This window comes from Novispirillum itersonii, from assembly GCF_014205675.1.
Classification (GTDB): Bacteria; Pseudomonadota; Alphaproteobacteria; order Rhodospirillales; family Rhodospirillaceae; genus Novispirillum; species Novispirillum itersonii_A.
The window spans coordinates 190,740-210,432 of record NZ_JACIIX010000008.1 but is presented as its reverse complement, the minus strand read 5'-3'; the positions used below and the strand labels follow the sequence as shown (position 1 = coordinate 210,432).

The 19,693-nt window shown below is 63.3% G+C and carries 17 protein-coding genes; 7 read left to right on the top strand and 10 right to left on the bottom strand.

From position 1 onward, the window contains the following. Positions 1–236: 236 nt before the first annotated feature. The 3 genes from FHS48_RS12145 to FHS48_RS12135 form a co-directional block, all read right to left on the bottom strand. Positions 237–1,520: a TRAP transporter large permease gene (locus FHS48_RS12145; RefSeq protein WP_184263818.1), complete on the bottom strand. Its 1,284-nt coding sequence runs from the start codon at positions 1,518–1,520 to the stop codon at positions 237–239. Beyond that, positions 1,520–2,170 (bottom strand): TRAP transporter small permease, encoded by a 651-nt coding sequence (locus FHS48_RS12140; protein WP_184263817.1) that lies wholly within the window; start codon positions 2,168–2,170, stop codon positions 1,520–1,522. Before FHS48_RS12140 ends, FHS48_RS12145 begins: the two co-directional genes overlap by 1 nt. A gap of 121 nt (positions 2,171–2,291) precedes the next feature. Then, positions 2,292–3,281 (bottom strand): TRAP transporter substrate-binding protein, encoded by a 990-nt coding sequence (locus tag FHS48_RS12135; RefSeq protein WP_184263816.1) that lies wholly within the window; start codon positions 3,279–3,281, stop codon positions 2,292–2,294. Positions 3,282–3,409: 128 nt separating this feature from the next. Here FHS48_RS12135 and FHS48_RS12130 point away from each other — a divergent pair, with 128 nt between their 5' ends. Together FHS48_RS12130 and FHS48_RS12125 are read left to right on the top strand one after the other, a co-directional pair. Continuing rightward, positions 3,410–5,398: an ATP-binding protein gene (locus FHS48_RS12130; protein ID WP_184263815.1), complete on the top strand. Its 1,989-nt coding sequence runs from the start codon at positions 3,410–3,412 to the stop codon at positions 5,396–5,398. A gap of 50 nt (positions 5,399–5,448) precedes the next feature. Continuing rightward, a complete protein-coding gene (locus FHS48_RS12125; protein WP_311769131.1) occupies positions 5,449–6,099 on the top strand; it encodes a response regulator transcription factor in 651 nt (216 codons plus the stop codon). A 32-nt stretch (positions 6,100–6,131) separates the two neighbouring features. Here FHS48_RS12125 and FHS48_RS12120 read toward each other — a convergent pair whose 3' ends face one another. Continuing rightward, positions 6,132–6,659, bottom strand: coding sequence for a hypothetical protein (locus FHS48_RS12120; protein ID WP_184263814.1), 528 nt, complete (start codon positions 6,657–6,659; stop codon positions 6,132–6,134). A gap of 583 nt (positions 6,660–7,242) precedes the next feature. Further along, a complete protein-coding gene (gene prmB / locus FHS48_RS12115) occupies positions 7,243–8,196 on the bottom strand; it encodes a 50S ribosomal protein L3 N(5)-glutamine methyltransferase (protein ID WP_184263813.1) in 954 nt (317 codons plus the stop codon). Positions 8,197–8,644: 448 nt separating this feature from the next. On the opposite strand from prmB, the gene FHS48_RS12110 reads away from it, so the two are divergent. The 3 genes from FHS48_RS12110 to FHS48_RS12100 all read left to right on the top strand — a co-directional run bounded on the left by FHS48_RS12110 (position 8,645) and on the right by FHS48_RS12100 (position 13,204). After that, on the top strand, positions 8,645–10,342 hold the full coding sequence (locus FHS48_RS12110; protein ID WP_184263812.1) for a methyl-accepting chemotaxis protein: 1,698 nt from the start codon (positions 8,645–8,647) through the stop codon (positions 10,340–10,342). 328 nt (positions 10,343–10,670) lie between these two features. Continuing rightward, a complete protein-coding gene (locus FHS48_RS12105) occupies positions 10,671–12,368 on the top strand; it encodes a methyl-accepting chemotaxis protein (RefSeq protein WP_184263811.1) in 1,698 nt (565 codons plus the stop codon). Positions 12,369–12,511: 143 nt separating this feature from the next. Further along, positions 12,512–13,204: a hypothetical protein gene (locus FHS48_RS12100; protein WP_184263810.1), complete on the top strand. Its 693-nt coding sequence runs from the start codon at positions 12,512–12,514 to the stop codon at positions 13,202–13,204. Between the two features lie 24 nt (positions 13,205–13,228). Here the strand turns inward: FHS48_RS12100 and FHS48_RS12095 are convergent, their stop codons facing one another. Next, positions 13,229–13,990, bottom strand: a complete 762-nt coding sequence (locus tag FHS48_RS12095; protein WP_184263809.1) for a substrate-binding periplasmic protein — start codon at positions 13,988–13,990, stop codon at positions 13,229–13,231. A gap of 11 nt (positions 13,991–14,001) precedes the next feature. Beyond that, positions 14,002–14,811, bottom strand: a complete 810-nt coding sequence (locus tag FHS48_RS12090; RefSeq protein ID WP_184263808.1) for a substrate-binding periplasmic protein — start codon at positions 14,809–14,811, stop codon at positions 14,002–14,004. A gap of 251 nt (positions 14,812–15,062) precedes the next feature. Between FHS48_RS12090 and folE the strand changes: the two genes are divergently transcribed. Further along, positions 15,063–15,629, top strand: a complete 567-nt coding sequence (gene folE / locus FHS48_RS12085; protein WP_184263807.1) for a GTP cyclohydrolase I — start codon at positions 15,063–15,065, stop codon at positions 15,627–15,629. 73 nt (positions 15,630–15,702) lie between these two features. Here folE and thiD read toward each other — a convergent pair whose 3' ends face one another. The 3 genes from thiD to corA all read right to left on the bottom strand — a co-directional run bounded on the left by thiD (position 15,703) and on the right by corA (position 19,022). Next, on the bottom strand, positions 15,703–16,509 hold the full coding sequence (thiD, locus tag FHS48_RS12080) for a bifunctional hydroxymethylpyrimidine kinase/phosphomethylpyrimidine kinase (RefSeq protein ID WP_184263806.1): 807 nt from the start codon (positions 16,507–16,509) through the stop codon (positions 15,703–15,705). A 5-nt stretch (positions 16,510–16,514) separates the two neighbouring features. Then, positions 16,515–17,885 (bottom strand): phosphoglucosamine mutase, encoded by a 1,371-nt coding sequence (gene glmM, locus FHS48_RS12075; RefSeq protein WP_184263805.1) that lies wholly within the window; start codon positions 17,883–17,885, stop codon positions 16,515–16,517. A gap of 153 nt (positions 17,886–18,038) precedes the next feature. Further along, positions 18,039–19,022, bottom strand: coding sequence for a magnesium/cobalt transporter CorA (corA, locus tag FHS48_RS12070; protein WP_184263804.1), 984 nt, complete (start codon positions 19,020–19,022; stop codon positions 18,039–18,041). A gap of 333 nt (positions 19,023–19,355) precedes the next feature. Here corA and FHS48_RS12065 point away from each other — a divergent pair, with 333 nt between their 5' ends. Further along, entirely contained in the window at positions 19,356–19,682 is a 327-nt protein-coding gene (locus FHS48_RS12065; RefSeq protein WP_184263803.1) for a rhodanese-like domain-containing protein, read from the top strand. Positions 19,683–19,693 lie beyond the last annotated feature (11 nt).

The following is a 19,693-nucleotide window of genomic DNA, read 5'->3' as shown; positions in this document are numbered from 1 at the left end:
TTTTCTCGATCCGACCCTCGCCGCTGGGAGAGGGCTGCTACCCTCTCCCAGCTGTTCCTTTATCGCCTATCGGCACGGAAATTCATAAGACAAGCGTTTTCAACCGCAAAACCGGTGTCCACTTTTGCTGAAAACGCTCTGACACTCCCCCTTTCCCCTTCAGAGACCAAAAAAGACCCCCGCCGGTCTCCCGGCGGGGGTTTCAGTCTGCTCAGGGGTATTCTTTTCAGATCCGGTCAGCGCATCCCCAGTGCCGTCGGCAGCCACAGACTGATCGCCGGAATGTAGGTGACCAGCATCAGGAAGCCGAGCATGGTCAGCAGCCACGGCGCCACCGCCACCGTCAGCTCGGTAATCCCCATTTTGGTGATCCCGGAGGCGACGTAGAGGTTAAGGCCGACCGGCGGATGGCACATCCCCACTTCCATGTTCACCACGATCAGGATGCCGAAGTGCACCGGATCAATACCCAGGCTGACCGCCACCGGGAACAGGATCGGTGCCATGATCAGCACGATCGAGGACGGCTCCATGAAATTCCCGGCCATCAGCAGCAGCACGTTGACCACCAGCAGGAACACCCACGGTGCCAGATTGTGGCCCTGAATCCATGCCGCCATGCTCTGCGGAATGTTTTCAGACGTCATCAGGAAGGAGAACAGCACCGCGTTGGTGATGATGTACAGCAGCATCGCCGACATATTGGCCGACGACAGCAGCACCTGCGGCACCTGCTTCAGGGTCATGTCCTTATACACGAACACGGCAATGATGAAGGCATAGACGGCGCTCATCGCGGCGGCTTCAGTCGGGGTGAAGATCCCCGAATAGATCCCGCCGATGACGATGACGATCAGCAGCAGCCCCCAGATGCTTTCCTTCAGCGCCTTCAGGCGTTCCCCGAAGGTGGCCTTGGGCATACGGGGATAGCCGAACTTCCACGCGCGGTACCAGGTGGTGACCCCCAGCAGGGTCGCCAGCATCAGGCCCGGCACCACACCGGCCATGAACAGCTGCCCGACGGAGGTATTGGTGGACACCGAATACATCACCATCACGATCGACGGCGGAATCAGGATGCCCAGCGCCCCGGAGGTGGTGATGACCCCGGCACCGAAGCGGTTCGGGAAACCCTGCTTGACCATGGCGGGCAGCAGGATGGAGCCGATGGCGACCACGGTGGCCGGGCTGGATCCCGACACGGCAGCAAACAGCGCACAGGCCACAACACCGGCCAGACCCAGACCGCCATGCCAGTGCCCGACCATCGCCGTGGCAAAGTTGATCATGCGGCGGGCGACGCCGCCATGGGTCAGGAAGTTACCGGCCAGAATGAAGAACGGGATCGCCATGATCTCGAACTTCTCGATACCGGTGAACAGCTTCAGGGCCACGGCCTCAATCGGCACATGGGTCATGGTGAACAGGAAGGTCAGAACGGTCAGGCCGAGCGAGATGGAGATCGGCATGCCGGTCAGCATCAGGGTCAGCAGCAGCCCGAAAATGATGGCGGCGTTCATCAGTGCTTCTCCCCGTTCTGGTTCCCGGACCCTTTGGTGCCAGCGCCTTCGTTATGGGCGACATCTTTCGGGTGCAGGCCGTCTTGCATCTGGAACCAGTTGATATCCTGCCCCTCTTCCTCTTCCATGCCCGCGACGTGGGCGTGGTCATGGGTCGGCAGGGACCCGGTGCGGATGAAGTTGACCGCCACCTGCAGGAAGCGGAAGCACATCAGGTAAGACCCGCAGGGGATGGCCATGTACACCCACCACATCGGGATTTCCATGTCCGCCGACACCTGATCGGTGTGACCGATCTTCCAGACGAACTCAGCCCCCAGCGTGCCGACGATGCCGGTGAACAGCGCCCCGGCGCACAGACCGAACAGGATGAACTTGGAGCGGTTCGACGGGCTGAGACGGTTGATCAGCACATCCACGCCAACATGGATGCCGGTACGCACCCCATACGCCGCGCCGAACTTGGCCATCCACACGAACATGTAGATGCACAGTTCCTGCGCCCATGCCATGTGGATGTGCCGGGTGATCGGGAAGAGGAACGATACGCCGGAAGCGTAGCGGTGCATGACGGCCGCGAAGATGACAAGGGTCGCCGCCGCCATCAGGGTGGCGATCAGCCACTCCTCAAGATGGTCGAGGAATTTCATGATTGGTGTCCGGTATGGCAGGGGGCCGATACAGTCCGGCCCGGCTTTTTCCACCGCGCCCCGTCTTTAAAAAGGCAGGGGGATTACAGGAAAACAACCGGGCCGGAGAACGGGAAGCGGATTATTTCGCTTCGGCTTCAAACGCTTCGATCAGATCCTTGCCGACGCGGCCGGCCATTTCTTCGCGCACCGGCTGAAGGGCCTTCTTCCACTCAGCCGCTTCCTCAGCGGTCTGAACATGGATCTGGGTCTTGCCGGAAGCCTTGATGCCTTCCAGCGCCTTCACGTTTTCTTCCTCGGCGATCATGTTGGCATAGGCAGTGGATTCAGCCATCGCCTTTTCCAGATTGGTCCGCACCTCACCCGGCAGGCCATCCCAGAACGCCTTGTTCACGATCACCGCATAGCCGAGGTAGCCATGGTTGGAGACGGTGGCATGCTTCTGCACTTCGTGCATCTTCTGGGTGAACATGTTGGACGGCGGGTTTTCAGTGCCGTCAACCACACCGGTCTGGAGGGCCTGATACACTTCGGAGAAGGCCATCACCTGCGGCAGGGCACCAAGGGCGCGCATCTGGGCATCCAGCACCTTGGAGGACTGAATGCGCATCTTCAGGCCCTGGAAGTCGGCGACCTTGACCAGCGGCTTATTGGCGCTCATGATCTTGAAGCCGTTATCCCAGTAGGCAAGGCCCTTGATGCCCTTGCTTTCCAGCTTGTCCAGCAGCTTACGGCCGACCGGGCCGTTGGTCACTTTGCGCAGGACGGTCTTGTCCGGCAGGATGTAGGGGATATCGAAGGCTTCGAATTCCTTCACGCCCAGCGGGCCGAACTTGGCCAGCGACGGGGCTAGCATCTGCACGGCACCCAGCTGAAGGGCCTCAAGCTCTTCCTTGTCCTTGTAAAGCTGGCTGTTCGGGTAGACTTCCACCTTCACCGCGTTGTTGGTGTAACGCTCAGCCAGTTCCTTGAACTTGTCGGCGGCCTTGCCCTTCGGGGTATCGATGGCGACGACGTGGCTGAACTTGATCACGATCGGATCAGCGGCCAGCGCCGGGGCAGACAGCAGCATACCGGCCACCAGGCCGCACACAAGGCGGGACATCTTCATGGACCTACTCCCGTTGATTTAGTGATAATACGATGACTCCGCACCGCTGCCTCACGTTCTGCGCCGGTCTGTTCCCCGTTGCAATGTGTGGATATCCGCAGGTGGCATAACAGGGCTGCATATTCGTCATGTCTTCGCACCGCACACTCTGGCCGGACCGCCGCTTCGGCCGCCAGTTTCTGCCATTTTTACCCGCTTTGCTGGTGCTGCTGACGGCGGGCCTTGTTGCGGTGCTTATGTCGCTGGTCCATTCCGCCGAGACCCAGTCGGAGCAGGAACGCACCATCAAGGACGTGCTGTGGGTGGAACAGGACCTCCGATTCCTTCTGACCACCACGCAGGAACGCATGACCGGACTGGCCCAGCTGGCCGCTGCCGGAGACCTTGACCGCCTCCAGCGTCAGGCCGGTGCCCTGCTGAATGCCCAGAGTGAACTCAGCCGGATCCGCGTCCTTGATGACCATGGCGCAGCCACGCTGAGCATCCCGCCGATCAGCAATCCTGCTGCCATGGCCCGGGGGGAAATCCAGCGCCAGAAGGCGATGGCCAGCGTCCGCGCCCTTGGCCGGGCCACCTTCAGCCAGCCCTTTATGACGCCGTCCGGGGACATGGGGCTGGAAGTGGTGGCCCCGGTGTTTGACGGCCAGACCTTCACCGGCGCGGTCAGCGCCACCCTGTCGCTGGATGCCCTGCTGACCCGGCATATTCCGTGGTGGTTTGCCGAAAACTACCGGCTGGAAATTCTCGATACCGACGGGGTGCCGATTGTCTCCACCTCGCGCGTCGGGGCCGATGTCATCAGTCTGGCTGCCGCCCATACCATGGTGTTTGATCCCCCCGGCGGCGGGCTCTATCTGCGGGCCACCCCCTACCCGGCGCAGGGCAAGCGCAGCCGGTGGCTGATCCTGACCGCGATCGGCGTGCTGACCGTTTCCACCGTCGGCAGTCTGGTGGCGCTGGCCCGGCACATCCGCCGCCGCCTGAAAGCCGAACAGGCCCTGCGCGAGGAAATCGCCTTCCGCCGTGCCATGGAAAACAGCCTGACCGTCGGCATGCGGGCGCGGGATATGGATGGCCGCATCACCTATGTCAATCAGGCCTTCTGCTCGATGGTCGGCTACACCCCGGAAGACCTGATCGGCATGACCCCGCCAATGGCCTACTGGGATCCGGCCGGGGTCGAACGGGCACAGGCCCTGCACGATGCGGTGCTGGCCGGAAACGGCCCCAGCGAGGGCTTTGAACTCAGCTTCCTGCGCCGCGACGGATCACGGTTTGACGTGCTGGTCCATGAAACCCCGCTGGTCGATGCCAGCGGCCGCCAGACCGGCTGGATGGGATCGTTCCTCGACATCAGCGACCGCAAGCAGATGGAAGATCTGGCCCGCCGTCAGGACCAGCGCCTTCAGCACACCTCCCGCCTGATCACCATGGGGGAAATGGCCTCCTCGCTGGCGCATGAGATCAACCAGCCGCTGGCCGCGGTCGCCAGTTACGCCACCGGCTGCCTCAACCGCCTGAAGTCCGGCCGCTACACGGTGCCGGAGCTGACCGACGCCCTCGACAAGCTGGACCGACAGGCCAAACGGGCGGGCAAAATCGTGCGGCACATGCATGATTTCGCCCGGAAAAGCAGCCCCAACTTCTCGCCGCTGGATATGGCGGTGCTGGTGCGGGATGCCGTCGGCTTCATCAGCCGCGACGCCGTGCAGCGCGGCGTGCGCCTGAGCATTGACCCCACCCCGGCCCTGCCGCCGGTAATCGCCGACCGGGTGCAGATTGAACAGGTGCTGCTGAACCTGATCCGCAACGCCATCGATGCCTCGCCCCAGCCGCCGGGCCGCAGCGGTCATGCCCGGGTGGTGATCAGCACCCGACAGGAAAACACCGGTATCGTGGTGCGGGTGCGGGATTACGGCGACGGTATCTCCACCGAAACCGCAGCACAGCTGTTCACCCCGTTTTTCAGCACCAAGCCCGATGGCATGGGCATGGGGCTGAGCATCTGCCGGTCCATCATTGAGGCACACCACGGCCATCTGTGGTATGAACAGGCGGAACCGGACGGGGGCGGAACAGTTTTCTGCTTCACCCTGCCCTGCCAGAGTCTGGCCTAACAGAATCTGGCCGCACCAAAAACCAGCGGCATTATCCCCGAGGAAACCCCGTGACCAGCCAGCCCGACGTTCCGGTTTTCACCGACGCCCCGCCCGCGTCTGACACGTCCTGCGTTTATATCGTTGATGATGACGAGGCCATCCGCGATGCGCTGGTCTGGCTGTTGCAATCGCGCGATGTTCCGGCCCGGGCCTTTGCCTCGGCGGAAGAGTTCCTGACGCTCTGGTCCCCCGACACCGCCGGATGCCTGCTGCTGGATATCCGCATGGACGGCATGAGCGGTCTGGCTCTGTTCGACCGGCTGCGCGACGCCGGAAACCGCATGCCGGTGATCTTCCTGACCGGCCATGGCGATGTGCCGATCGCCGTAGCCTCCCTGAAGAAGGGGGCCCATGATTTCGTTGAAAAGCCGTTCAACGACAACGAACTGGTTGACCGGATCATCGAGGCCCTGCGGCTGGATGCCAGCAGCCGCAGTCAGAACAGCGCCCGGCAGGATGCCGCTGCCCGGCTGGCCTCGCTGAGCCCGCGGGAGCGGCAGGTGATGGATAAAATCATTGAAGGCAAGCTGAACAAAATCATCGCCGACGAACTGGCGATTTCCATGCGCACGGTGGAGATGCACCGCGCCCATGTGTTCGAGAAGATGGGGGTCAAGAATTCGGTGGAACTGGCACGGATGCTGGCCCTGCTGGGGTAACGGCACCGGCCGGGAGATAAAGGAGCCCCCGCTCATTCCCCGGCCGGGCGCAGCAGATCCAGCCCATCGTTCAGCATCTGTATCACCACCGCCTGCTGGTCCTCCACCGACATCCGGTACAGAGACGGTGCATCCATCAGGGCCCGGAACGACTTGGAGATCAGCCGGGCCAGCATCGGCCCCGGCAGATCGATGTCGTTGGCGGCCAGCCAGTCCAACGTGGTCCGCACCGCCATTTCCGCCAGCTGCACGCATTCCGTATGGCGCACCGGCGGAGAGTCCGGCCCCTGCTGATCCGGTGTATCCGCAGGGGAATTATCCTGCCCGTCCGGCACCGGCCCGCCAAAGGCAAGCCAGTCGAGGGAAATATTCACCTCCGCCGCCACCGCCGCCAGAGCCAGAAACTGGGCCAGCCCCTCTCCCTTCCCCCATGCGGTGATGGTTTCCTGCGTTTTACCGGCAACCCGGGACGCCGCTTTCCGGGACGGAAAACGGGCCAGCATTTCGGAGATGCGGCGGGCCAGTTCCGGTTGATCTGACAGGATTTTTTTCTGCATCATCACCGGATCATCAGAATTAATTCGGACCATTCCACCCCTTCAACAGACGGAATTTTTCCATGCTGTGAAAAGTAATCCGAAAGTCTGTCGTCAAGGCTTGCCGACCCCTGATTTTTTCCGTATCATTCGCACAACCAGAGCCTAAAAAAGCCGTAGATCAGAAAATATTCGGATTCTTCCACAGCGCCGCCCTCGGTCATCCGGCCGGGCAAAGCGCACCAAAATCGCCTTTTACGGTCTATCACGAGCCATAAGACCGTAAAGGTCCAGAGCATTTTCTGATCAAGCGCAGGGCGCTTTATCGGAGGGCATGCCCCATTGTTAAAGCGTCGCAGCGTTTCTCACCGCCAAACCGCCCCCCGCCCCGGCTGAACCAGCCCCGGACCGGACGCAGCATCCCACAGCAGACACCGGACCAGACAGCCACACCGGCGGTCTGCCAGCAGACGTCTTTGCCTTAAGACGTTTGTGAACGGACTTTTTCCACTATAGCCTACTCGAAGCGGCCGTTCCGATGAAAGATAGCATCACAGATCCGCACAAAAGGCCGGTGCCGCCGCACGGGCGCGGCGGCACCATCCCGTCAGCGGATATCCGCCAGCTGATCGCGGGTCAGCCAGAACACCTCGCCAAAGCTGTTGGCGGTTTCCAGCCACAGGAAGTCCACATCGGGGAATTCCTCTTCCAGCACTTCCCGGCCAGTCCCGAATTCGCAGATCAGGCCACCGTCTTCGGTCAGGTGCTTCGCCGCCGTTTTCAGGATCCGGCGGACAATGTCAAAGCCATCCACCCCGGACCCCAGCGCCATTTCCGGCTCGTGCCGGAATTCCGGCGGCAGGGCGGCCATCGCCTCGGCATCAACATAGGGCGGATTGGTGATGATCAGGTCGTACTTCCGGCCCTTCAGCGGCGCGAACAGGTCGCCGTGCAGCAGGGTGATCCGGTCTTCCAGACCATGATCGCTGACATTCCGGTGGGCGACGTCCAGCGCATCCCGCGACAGGTCCACCGCATCAACCGTGGCATCCGGAAAGATCTGACTGGCAAGAATGGCCAGACAGCCGGAGCCGGTGCACAGATCCAGCACCCGCGTCACGTCCGTCGGGTCCTCGACCAGCGTGAAATCCTCGCCGCCGAACATCTCGGAAAACAGCAGCTCTCCGATGTAGGAGCGCGGCACGATCACCCGCTCATCAACGTAGAACGGCACCCCCTGAATATAGGCGCTGTTGGTCAGATACGGCGCCGGCTTGCGGGTAGTGACCCGGGCATCGATGATCGACGCCACCGCCTGCCGTTCCGACCGGGTCAGACGCGCCTCCAGATACGGGTCCAGCTGATCAATCGGCAGCTTCAGGGTTTCCAGCACCATGAACACCGCTTCATCAAAAGCATTGGTGGTGCCGTGCCCATAGGTCAGGTCAGCCCGGTTAAAGCGGCTGACACCGTAGCGGATAAAATCCCGCACCGTTTTCAGGTCGGCGGCATCGGCCACCGGGTCATGCACCACCGAAAACGGGCTGTCTGTACTGGTCATCTCTGGCACTCCCGACTTTCCCTGAACCGCTTCTAGAGCATTTTCCGATTGAGTGGAATCCGGTCAATCGAAGAAAATGCTCTCTTTTTAAAAAGTTAGAGCGTTTTCAACCGCAAAACCGGTGTCCACTTTTGCTGAAAACGCTCTAGTGCATTTCCCCGCAAAGGAAAAGCGCGGCAACTGGGGCGGCTGTCACACGCGGCCTCCTTTATCACCCATTTACCATGAACAGCCAAGGCGGGAGGCCGACCAACCATGCGTATACCTTTTTCCCCGGATGCAGCCCATCGCATTTTTCCATCACAGGCCACAGGTGAATAAGAGCAGCCATCCCCGCCCTTGATCCGCCGCCCACCGGCAGATCAGGCAGGCCGGGCTTTGGCCCCGTCATCCTGCTGGCTTCGTTAAAAACAAAGAATATCAACATAATAGCCCGGAGACATGGAAAATGGCCTCTCTCGCTTCCATGCGTATTCTGACCAAAGTCTCCCTGTTGGTCGGCGTGCTGCTGGCCCTGCTGATCGTGGTCAGCGGCATCGGACTGACGGCCCTGTCGATGATAAAAACCAAGACGGAGGGACTGGCGGTGTCCAGTACCCTGACCGATGCGGTGAATGTGCTGGAGAAATCCGTGCTGCGCCTGCCCCGCAGCGAAGTGCAGATTGCCGCCGATGTCAGCGTTCTGGACGCCGCCAAAAAGGATATTGACCGCTACCGCACCACCGTCGAGGCGGCCTTCACCGATGCCCGCAGTGTCGCCACCCCAGCCCAGAAGGCGGCACTGGACGATATCCACGACAAATACCTGACTTACACCAAAAACCTCCAGTCCACCCTGACCGTGGCTGAGGGCATCACAAGCGTCTCTCTCAGCGAGGCCCAGTCCCGCCTGCTGACGGAAACCCGCAGCAGTCAGGCCGACGCCACCACCATGCGGAAGGCGCTGGAAGATTTCTCCGCCGCCGTCACCGCCGAGGCCGATGCCCTGACCGAGGCGACGAAAAGCACCGCCGGAGCCGTGCAGGTCACGCTGGTGGCCACCGCCGCCGCCGGTCTGCTGGTCGGTGTGGTGTTCGGCGTCTACATCGCCCGCTATGGCATTGCCCTGCCGCTGGGCCGGGGGGTCAGCGCGCTGAACGGTCTGGCCGCCGGAAATCTGGAGGTCACCATCCCCGATACCGACCGCAAGGATGAGGTCGGCGACATCGCCCGCGGCCTGATGGTGTTCCGCGAGAACGCCATTGCCCGCCGCGAGGCCGATGCGCGGGAACGGGCCGCCATGGAAGAACGCGCCGAACGCGCCCGCCAGATTGAGGCGATGACCGATGACTTTGACCGCAAGGTCAGCACGCTGGTCGAACACCTGCATGAACAGGCATCAGAACTTCAGGGCAGCGCCGAAAACATGGCCGCCATTGCCGAAGAAACCTCCCGCCAGTCCGACAGTGTTGCTGCCGCCTCCAGCCAGCTGAGTTCCAACGTGCAGACCGTCGCCTCCGCCACCGAGGAACTGGCGGCATCGATCACCGAAATCAGCCGCCAGATCACCACCTCCTCCCAGCAGGCGGAACAGGCAACGGCAACAGCGGAAAACGTCAGCCGTCAGGTGCAGTCACTGGCCCAGACGGCGGAACAGATCAGCTCCGTCGTCGGGCTGATCACCTCCATCGCCGGGCAGACCAACCTGCTGGCGCTGAATGCCACCATCGAGGCCGCCCGCGCCGGGGATGCCGGAAAAGGCTTTGCCGTCGTCGCCAACGAGGTCAAGTCGCTGGCCACCCAGACCGCCCGCGCCACCGACGAAATCGGGGTACAGATCGCCCGGGTGCAGGCGGAAACCCAGAACGCCGTCGCCGCCATCGCCGAAGTGGCCGGGGCGATCCGGCTGCTGAGCGACCAGTCGGTGACCATTGCCGCCGCCATCGAGCAACAGGACAGTGCCACCAAGGAAATCGCCCGCACGGTGGAGGAGGCCTCCGCCGGGACCCAGACGGTTTCTGACACCATCGTCGGGGTCAATCAGGCGTCACAGGAAACCGGGGCCTGCGCCACGCAGGTGCTGACCGCCGCCACGGTGCTGAGTGACCGCAGCACGGAGATGCGGAGTCTCATCAACGGCTTCCTTCAGGGGGTGAAGGCGGTCTGATCCACAGATCCCGGACAGGGACAGTCCGCGCCGCGTGCCCGGGCTGTTCCTGCCCTCCTATCCCTCTGGAAAGGATCACGAAGCCCTCGCACCTCCCTCCGACCGGACCCCGAAGAAAGGGGGGCATCACGCTTTTCCCCGGTTTCCGCTCCGGCACTGCTGTTGTACGCGCAGCAACAAAACTGCCTTTTTTCCGTCACACTGGATGACAGTCCTTCGCCCCTGCCCCGTAATGAAGGGGTCGACCGGAACGGGAAGACCCCCATCGGAAACATCCCGACCGCGATCGCCGTCTCCTTCCCCTCTTACCGGGCAGAGGCCGCAGATCATGCTTCACCTGTCATCCATGCGCATTGTGACCAAAGTAACCCTGCTGGTCGGCGTCCTTCTGGCGTTGCTGCTGCTGGTCAGCGGTGTCGGATTGCAGGCCCTGAGCATCGTCGAGGACAAAACCGGCAGCCTCAGCACCGGTATCGCCATGCTGAAGGCCGGTGCAGCCCTTGAAAAAGCCTCGCTGCGGCTGACCCGGGGCGAGTACCAGCTGGCGGCGGACACCGGGCTGTACGACACCGTTTCCAAACAGATTGAGACCCAGAAAGATAAAATCCGGCAGGCATTCTCGGCGGCCGAACACTCCGCCCGTGACGATCAGAAAGTCCTGCTCAAAGAAATCGGCAACCATTATGCCGCCTACGAAAGCAGCCTGAATGACACCCTTGCCACCGCCCGGGCCAATCAGGGCGGTGATATCAGCGCCGCCCAGCGCGCGGTGCTGGAGATGGCCCGCCTCAGTCAGGCCAACCAGTCCCAGATGCGTCAGCGGCTGGATACCTTCGTCACCGCCATTGATGACGAGGGCAGCGCGCTGGTAACGGCAACGCAGGAAACCATGATCTCAGTGCGGCTGATCCTGATCGCCACCGCCGCCGGAGGGCTGCTGATCGGCGTGACCTTCGGCGTGTATATTGCCCGCAATGGCATTGCCCTGCCGATCAGCCGCAGCGTCACCACCCTGAATGCGCTGGCGGCGGGGGACCTGACCGTCACCGTTGACGGCACCGGGCGCGGCGACGAGGTGGGGGATATTGCCCGTGGCCTGATGATCTTCCGCGAAAACGCCATTGCCCGTCAGCAGTCCGAAACCCGTGACCGCGCCACCGCCGAGGAGCGCACGGCGCGTGCCAGCCGGATTGAGACCCTGACCTATGACTTTGATGCCAAAGCCAGCGCACTGGTTAAGCACCTGTACGAACAGGCGGCAGACCTTCAGGGCAGTGCCCAGAACATGGCGGCGATTGCCGAGGAGACCTCCCGCCAGTCCGACGGGGTGGCCGCCGCTTCCGGTCAGCTCAGCGCCAATGTGCAGACCGTCGCCGCCGCCACCGAGGAACTGTCGTCTTCCATCGCCGAAATCAGCCGTCAGGTCGCCACCTCCTCGCAGCAGGCGGAACACGCCACGGCAACCGCCGAACGGGTCAGCCGACAGGTGCAGGCGCTGGCGCAGGCGGCGGAACAGATCAGTTCGGTGGTCGGGCTGATCACCGCCATCGCCGGGCAGACCAATCTGCTGGCCCTGAATGCCACCATCGAGGCCGCCCGTGCCGGAGACGCCGGGAAAGGCTTCGCCGTCGTTGCCAACGAAGTAAAAACCCTTGCCTCACAGACCGCCAAAGCCACCGGGGACATCAGCGTACAGATCGGCCATGTGCAGGCGGAGACCCAGACGGCGGTCAGCGCCATCAGCGATATGGCCGAGTCCATCCGCGCCCTCAGCCACCAGTCCGTTGCCATTGCCGCCGCCGTTGATCAGCAGGACACCGCCACCAAGGAAATCGCCCGCACGGTGGAGGAGGCTTTTACCGGCACCCGCACGGTTTCCGACACCATCGTCGGGGTCAATCAGGCCTCGCAGGAAACCGGGGCCTGCGCCACGCAGGTGCTGACCGCCGCCACCGAGCTGAACGAACGCAGCACGGAAATGCACCGCCTGATCCATGGCTTCCTCCAGAACGTCAAAGCTGTCTGATCCCCCGCCGGAGGCAGGCCTCCTCCCGCCTCCGGCCTCAGTCAGGAATCAGTCTAATTCCATAATTTTCTTCCGGTCTTGTCATCCCCGGACATTTGCGGTAGCACACCCTCCTCTTCCGCCCAGACCCGGTATCCACCACCATGATGCTGACTCCTGTCACCCTGTCCGAGCTGCCGGATCTGCTGGCCCGTTTCGACCGCAACCTTGCGGCAGATCCGTCGCCGCTGGTGCCGATGGCCCGGCAGGTGCTGGCCCGGATCGGGGCCACCATGCAGTACACCCCGGATGAGGCGCTGACCCTGTCGCAGGACCGCCGCCATCAGGAACAGGCGGTGGCCCTGGTGGAAAGCTTCGGCATGGGGGTCCTGTGGGAACCGCCGACCGGCGGCTATACCTGGGATGGTCAGGTGATGCGGGTGGAGATGGAGCCGTCGGTGATCGTTCACGACGTCGCCCATCTTCAGGTCTGCGCACCGGAACGGCGGACGGCGCTGGATTTCGGCCTCGGGGCCGGGCCGGAAACCGGGCTGCGCGGTGAAGCCGACGCGGCGATGACCGTTTTCGGGGCCGAACGGGAAATGGAGGAAGCTCTGGCGTCCCTGCTCGGCATCCTGTGGGAGGTGGAGCTGGATCAGCCCGCCATCTGCGCCTTTGCCGAACAGAACTGGCTGGAAGGGGTCGATACGCCGCAGGCACGGTCCCATTATCTGAAAATTCTGGGCCACCTGCACCGTTTCGGGCTGGTCGATGACGCCGGGCACCCGACCCGGGCCCTGCGGGAACAGGATGACGCCACCTTCCTCTCGCCGCTGGTCACACCGCTGGCGGCCTGACGGCACGGCGGGCGGACGGGGAAATCACGACCCCGACCCGTAACTGTCCCAGATTTTCTGATAGCCACCACTCTGCCGCAGGTCCTTCAGACCCCGGTTGAAGCGGTCCATCAGATCCGCTGAAGACGGCAGTACCCGCGACAGACACAGGTAATATGACTCCACCCGGATCGGGTGATAAATAAACCCCTCCGGGATTCCCAGTTGCCCGACGTGGTAGCGGAAGACATCGCGGTAGGTATAAACCGCATCGACCCGGCCGCTGGACAGCACCCTGACCAGCTGGGCATCGTCGACCACCTCCATCACCTCGGCACCACTGTCCTGTAGATCCTTCTGTAGGGCGTAACCACGCACCACGGCAACCATCCGCCCCTTCAGGTCCGTCAGGGCCTTATAGGGGCTGTCCGCACCGTTCCCCCGGGTGAACAGGCCCTGATGATGTTCCCCCAACACATCGGAGAACAGAAACTCCTGCTCCCGCTCCGGGCGGCGGGAACAGCCGCACAGGCCATCCACCCGCCCGGCCCGCGCCAGCTCCAGCCCCCGCTTCCACGGCACCGGCTGAAACCGCACCGGCTCCTGCACACTGGCAAAAACCGCCCCCAAAACCTCGACATCAATCCCCGGGCGGCTGTTGGGGATACCGGTCATCTTGAACGGGGCAAAATCCGGACAGGCAAGATCCGCCGCCAGCGCCGGGGCAGCACCGCCCATCAGCGCCATCAGCACCACAGCCCCCGGCATCAGACGCCGGGCCGGTGAGTGTGTCTTACCCTGTCGCATTACTCTGTTGCCTATCCTCCGTATGATCCGATGATGCGGTCAATGGATCCATCCACCTGCATCGCCTCCAACACCGCATCCAGCCTGCGGGTCAGTTCCGGCAGCCAGTCCACGGTTTCCAGCGCCGGTTTCGACCAGCCGATATAGGCCGGTTCTTCCCGGATCACCGCCGTCTCCATCACCCCATCACCGTCAGAGCCGAGGCGGTTCAGGGTAACCCTGATCGCCAGACGGTCATTGATGTAACACTGTACCCGTCCGGCCAGCAGCATCTTCAGGTTCAGGGCGGTCCCGGCTGATTCATTGACGGTCAGCATCCCGGCCTGCTGCATGGCCTCAAACGCCGGGCCACCGACCCGGAACCCGGCATTGTTCCCAAAGGTCAGCCCGGCATAATCCGCCGGGAAAGTCTTGCCGGAAACCGCACGCGCCACATCAGCGGCGCAGTACACCACCAGAGATTCTGTTGCCATCGGCACCGAATAAGCCCCGATATACGGTCTTTCCTCCGGGCGGCGATACGGCGGGAACAGCCCGACCGCCTCGCCCTGTTCCAGCATTTTCAGACTGCGCCGCCACGGCAGCATGCGGATGGTCAGGCTGTACTCCGGCAACCGGTCGAACGCGGCCCGTAAAATCTGAACATAGACCCCGGACGGGATACCCTCCTCCAGATACGAATAAGGCGGATAGGCATCATCACCGTAGAGGATGACCTCTTGCGCGGCCTGGGCCGGGGAAGCAGCGGAAACCGCCAGCCCCCCTGAGAGAATCACGATAGCCAGAAAAAACACCGCCGCCCTTCGCCACAGGCGGGTCACGGACCAGTCCCCGCGCCGGGGAAATGCGGACCGGGATGACGCCATCGGACACCCCCACCTGACAGACAGGCCACACCACAGCGGCCTGATCTGACTCTAGCCGCTGTTTCCCGCCTTGCGAATAGTCCTTCCGGATGCTGTCTGACAGTTTTCTTACGGCCCGGCCTGCTGACCGCTGTCAGGACAGACCGGTCCTTGCCATCCGTCCGCCATCCCGATAATGTTATGTTATAACATTAAGGATACCTGCCATGCCCTCCCCCACCTTTCCCCCGGCTGTATATCAGACCCTGCTGGCCGCCAGCGGCGATGACCCCCAGCGCCGCGATCTTCTCGGGACCCCGGAGCGGGCCGCCCGTGCCCATGCCGATCTGTTCGCCGGATATACCGAAAACCCGGTGGCGCTGCTGCGGTCCGCCATGGAACCCAACGATCCCCGCCACAGCGGGCCGGTGCTGCTGCGGAACCTGAGCCTGTACAGCCACTGCGAACATCACATCCTGCCGATGGACGGGGTGGTCCATGTCGCCTACCGGCCGGGGCCGTGGATCCTCGGGCTGTCGAAAATCGCCCGGGCGGTGGCGGCGCTGGCAGCCCAGCTGCAAAGTCAGGAACGGCTGACCCGCGAAATCGCCGATGCGATCAACACCGCCGCGACCCCGGAAGGGGTGCTGGTGGCCTGTGTCGCCCGCCATCACTGCATGGCTCACCGCGGGGTCCGGCAGACCGCCGCCGATACGGTGACGCTGGAAAGCCGGGGCAGTTTCCTGACCGACAGTGCCGCCCGGCAGGAGATTCTGACCCTGTGCCGGATCTGATGGCACCCAGACAACCAAAAGCCGCCCCGACATCAGACCGGGGCGGCTTTTTCCGGGGCGTCATGCCCAAAGGTTAAAGCGGCTGCACCGTATGGGCATGGTTCAGCGGACCATGGCCGGTCCCCAGCCCCGGCGCGGTTTCAATCGCCACCCGCACATAGGCACGGGCCCGGGCCACCGCCCGTTCCAGCGGCAGGCCCTGCGCCACCCCGGCGGCAATCGCCGACGCCAGCGTGCAGCCGGTGCCATGGGTATGGGCGGTGTGCAGACGGCTGTCCCGGTATTCAGTCTCGCCCGTGGTTTCCACCAGCAGATCCAGCAGACTGTCGCCCTCCAGATGCCCACCTTTCAGCAGCACCGCCTGCGCCCCCAGCGCCCGCAGCGGCGGCACCGCCGCCCGCATGTCGGCTTCCGTCGACAGGGACAGACCGGTCAGCACCCCGGCTTCCGGCAGATTGGGGGTGATCACCGTCGCCCGGGGGGCCAGAGTGGTCTTCAGGGCATCCACCGCATCCGGCTCCAGCAGCGGATGGCCGCCTTTGGCCACCATCACCGGGTCCAGCACCAGCGGCACCGTCGGGGCATAGTCATCAATCGCCTGCCGGACACAGCGGATGATCCCCGCCGTCGCCAGCATGCCAATCTTCAGGCAGTCAGCCCCCAGATCCTGCATCACCACCCGGATCTGATCGCGCACAAAGTCTTCCGGCACCGCATGGATGCCAAATACCCCTTGCGTGTTCTGCGCGGTCAGGGCGGTGATTGCCGTCATGGCAAAGCCGCCAAGGCAGGTCACCGCCTTGATATCCGCCTGAATCCCGGCCCCACCGCCGGAATCCGACCCGGCGATGATCAGCACCCGCCCGCGTGTGTCGGCCATGGCCCTTACCCCTGCGCTGTGGCGATCGCTTCAATGGTGGCGCACAGATCTTCGACAATGGCATCAACCATCGCCGGATCGGTGGCTTCCGCCATCACCCGCACCAGCGGCTCGGTGCCCGATTTGCGCAGCAGGATCCGGCCCTGCCCGTTCAGCTTTTCATCCCACGCCGCCACCGCCTCGGTCACGGCGGGCAGCGTCAGCAGGGCGGTGGCAAGGGCCTTGTCCTTGACCCGCACATTCTTCAGGCGCTGCGGGCACGGGGTGAAGACGGTCAGGATGTCGCTGGCGGGCTTGCCGCTCTGCACCAGCTCCGCCAGCACCTGCAACGCCGCCACCAGACCGTCGCCGGTGGTGGCATGGTCGCCGATCACCACATGGCCGGACTGTTCGCCACCCAGATTGAAGCCGCCCTCGCGCATGCGTTCCACCACATAACGGTCACCGACCGCCGTGCGTTCCAGCGCGATGCCTTCGCGGCGCAGGAAGGTTTCCAGCCCGAGATTGGACATCACCGTCGCCACCACGGTATTGCCCGCCAGCTGGCCCCGGCGCTTCAGCGCCCGGGCGATCAGCCCCAGCACCTGATCACCGTCAACCAGATTGCCGCGTTCGTCGCACAGCACCACGCGGTCGGCATCGCCATCCAGCGCGATGCCGATATCGGCTTTATGGGCCAGAACGGCAGCCTTCAGGGCCTCCGGGTGCTGCGACCCGACCCCGGCGTTGATGTTGGTGCCATCCGGGGTGACACCGATCTTGATGACATCGGCACCCAGCTCCCACAGCACCGCCGGGGCCACCTTGTAGGCGGCACCGTTGGCGCAATCCAGCACCACCTTCAGGCCATCAAGGCGCAGACCGCGCGGGAAGGTCTGCTTGGCGGCCTCGACATAGCGGCCGGAGGCATCATCAATACGCCGGGCCCGGCCGAGATGCGACGGGTCGGCCAGCGCCGCCTGAAGGCCGTTGTCCATCAGGTGTTCAATCTCGGCCTCAACCTCATCCGACAGCTTGAAGCCATCCGGGCCGAACAGCTTAATCCCGTTATCCTGATACGGATTGTGGGAGGCGGAGATCATCACCCCAAGATCGGCCCGCAGCGAGCGGGTCAGCATCGCCACCGCCGGGGTCGGCAGCGGCCCGACCAGCACCACATCCATCCCGACGGAGATAAAACCCGCCACCAGCGCCGGTTCGATCATGTACCCGGACAGACGGGTATCCTTGCCGATCACCACGGTGTGCCGGTGGGTTCCCCGGATGAACACCCGCCCGGCGGCCATGCCGACCTTCAGGGCGATATCGGCGGTCATCGGGTCCGTGTTGGCGGTGCCGCGCACCCCATCGGTGCCGAAATACTTGCGTCCGCTCATGCTCGGGAAAACTCCGTACTGCTCTGTAATCTGTAAAACCCCGGTGCCAGCGTCATACTGCTCTCCCGGCACCCTCAGGGCGCGGACAATAGCAGAGACGCCCCGGCGGACGGGACAGAAAAATCCGACCCGGTTCCGCCGCTGGTGCCGCCGTTACAGCCACCCCTTGCGCTTGAAATACAGGAACGGTGCCACCGCCGACACCACCATCAGGCACAGGGCCCACGGATAGCCGAAGGTCCATTCCAGTTCCGGGATAATCTTGAAGTTCATCCCATACATGCTGGCGACCAGAGTCGGCGGCAGGAACACCACCGACACCACCGAGAAGATTTTGATGATGGCGTTCTGTTCAATGTTGACCATGCCCAGCGTCGCATCCAGCAGGAAGGTGATCTTCCCGGCAACGAAATTGGCGTGATCCAACAGGCTCTGCACGTCGCGCCACAGCACCTTGACCTGTGCCTTCGGGTCCTTGGAATGTTTGGGCAGCCCCTGCCCGAGGAAAGCCAGCAGGCGACCGATCGACATCAGGCTTTCCCGGGCGCGGGAGGCGACATCGCCGGTCTTGCCGACCTCTGACAGGATTTCCTGAAAATCACGGAACTCTTTCACCGCCTTGCCGGAAGTGGCCGAGCCGGAGCGCATGAAGACTTCCATCGACAGGGCATCAACCCGGGTCGTCACCCGCTCCAGAATATCAGCGGCGCGTTCAATCACCGCCTCCAGCAGGCCATTCAGCACCTGATCGCCGCGCTTCAGTGCGGAATGGCGGCTGGCCCGGGCGATGAACTGCCGGAACGGTTTCGGCTCCGCATGGCGGACGGTGACCAGATAGTCCCCCTTCAGAACAAAGGTGACCGCCGTGGTTTCCGGGTGTTCGGTATCGGACTGCGACAGCACCACCGCCGTCATGAACAGCGCACCGTCTTCCTGATACAGGCGGCTGGAGACCTCAATCTCCTGCATTTCCTCGCGGGTCGGCAGCGCAAGGTCAAGCGCCTGCTCCACCCGCTGCACCTCGGCCAGCGCGGGCTGGAACAGGTCAATCCACACGGCCTCCGGCGGCACCGGAGTCCCCGGCACCGGGGCATAAGGCAACAACCCGTTCGGACCGGGCACGTAAACCGTCAGCATGCCGTCTCCCCGCTGTCTGTCAGAACACCGTCGGCAGCCCGGAAGGCCGCCACATCCCCGCCGGGGTCAGCGGGTGCGCCGTCCTCATATACAGCGCCTTTTTGCCCCTGAACACCCATCCTGTGACAACCACATGCTTATGGCAGAATCATGACAGACCCGGCACACTGGGCGGGACCGGCGGACCGGGGTTCCCCCGCCGGAAATCCGCAGGAAAACGCGCTGCGATGCGGGAAGGCGCTTGCACCCCATGCCGCCTCCCCTTATCAGTCAAGGGAACCCTGTCCGGGGTGGCAGCCCCACCCCCCGCCACAGCCGCCAAAAGGTGCCGCCATGTCCCTTCTGCCCGTCGAAGAAATCAGTGTTGACCAGCTTCACCAGTGGCTGGCTGACGGAAAAGCCCTGCACCTGATTGATGTGCGGGAACAGAACGAGTGGGATCAGGGCCATGTCGCCGAAGCGGTGCTGAACCCGATGTCGGCGTTTGACGTCACCGCCCTGCCGGAAGACCCGCAGGCGACCGTGGTGTTCATGTGCCGCTCCGGCAAGCGGTCGATGACCGTTGCCTCGCATCTGGCCAATGATGGCATCCTGACCGGCGTCAATCTGGCCGGAGGAATTCTGGCGTGGGTTGATGCCGGGTATCCGGTCGTCCGCTGATCCCTTTCGGT

Coding starts and splice junctions, on each gene's coding strand:
- corA (WP_184263804.1), bottom strand. CDS start 19,022: ATGCTGACGGTTTACGTGCCCGGTCCGAACGGGTTGTTGCCTTATGCC.
- FHS48_RS12140 (WP_184263817.1), bottom strand. CDS start 2,170: ATGAAATTCCTCGACCATCTTGAGGAGTGGCTGATCGCCACCCTGATG.
- FHS48_RS12100 (WP_184263810.1), top strand. CDS start 12,512: ATGATGCTGACTCCTGTCACCCTGTCCGAGCTGCCGGATCTGCTGGCC.
- FHS48_RS12130 (WP_184263815.1), top strand. CDS start 3,410: ATGTCTTCGCACCGCACACTCTGGCCGGACCGCCGCTTCGGCCGCCAG.
- prmB (WP_184263813.1), bottom strand. CDS start 8,196: ATGACCAGTACAGACAGCCCGTTTTCGGTGGTGCATGACCCGGTGGCC.
- folE (WP_184263807.1), top strand. CDS start 15,063: ATGCCCTCCCCCACCTTTCCCCCGGCTGTATATCAGACCCTGCTGGCC.
- glmM (WP_184263805.1), bottom strand. CDS start 17,885: ATGAGCGGACGCAAGTATTTCGGCACCGATGGGGTGCGCGGCACCGCC.
- FHS48_RS12065 (WP_184263803.1), top strand. CDS start 19,356: ATGTCCCTTCTGCCCGTCGAAGAAATCAGTGTTGACCAGCTTCACCAG.
- FHS48_RS12120 (WP_184263814.1), bottom strand. CDS start 6,659: ATGATGCAGAAAAAAATCCTGTCAGATCAACCGGAACTGGCCCGCCGC.
- FHS48_RS12135 (WP_184263816.1), bottom strand. CDS start 3,281: ATGAAGATGTCCCGCCTTGTGTGCGGCCTGGTGGCCGGTATGCTGCTG.
- FHS48_RS12110 (WP_184263812.1), top strand. CDS start 8,645: ATGGCCTCTCTCGCTTCCATGCGTATTCTGACCAAAGTCTCCCTGTTG.
- thiD (WP_184263806.1), bottom strand. CDS start 16,509: ATGGCCGACACACGCGGGCGGGTGCTGATCATCGCCGGGTCGGATTCC.
- FHS48_RS12145 (WP_184263818.1), bottom strand. CDS start 1,520: ATGAACGCCGCCATCATTTTCGGGCTGCTGCTGACCCTGATGCTGACC.
- FHS48_RS12095 (WP_184263809.1), bottom strand. CDS start 13,990: ATGCGACAGGGTAAGACACACTCACCGGCCCGGCGTCTGATGCCGGGG.
- FHS48_RS12105 (WP_184263811.1), top strand. CDS start 10,671: ATGCTTCACCTGTCATCCATGCGCATTGTGACCAAAGTAACCCTGCTG.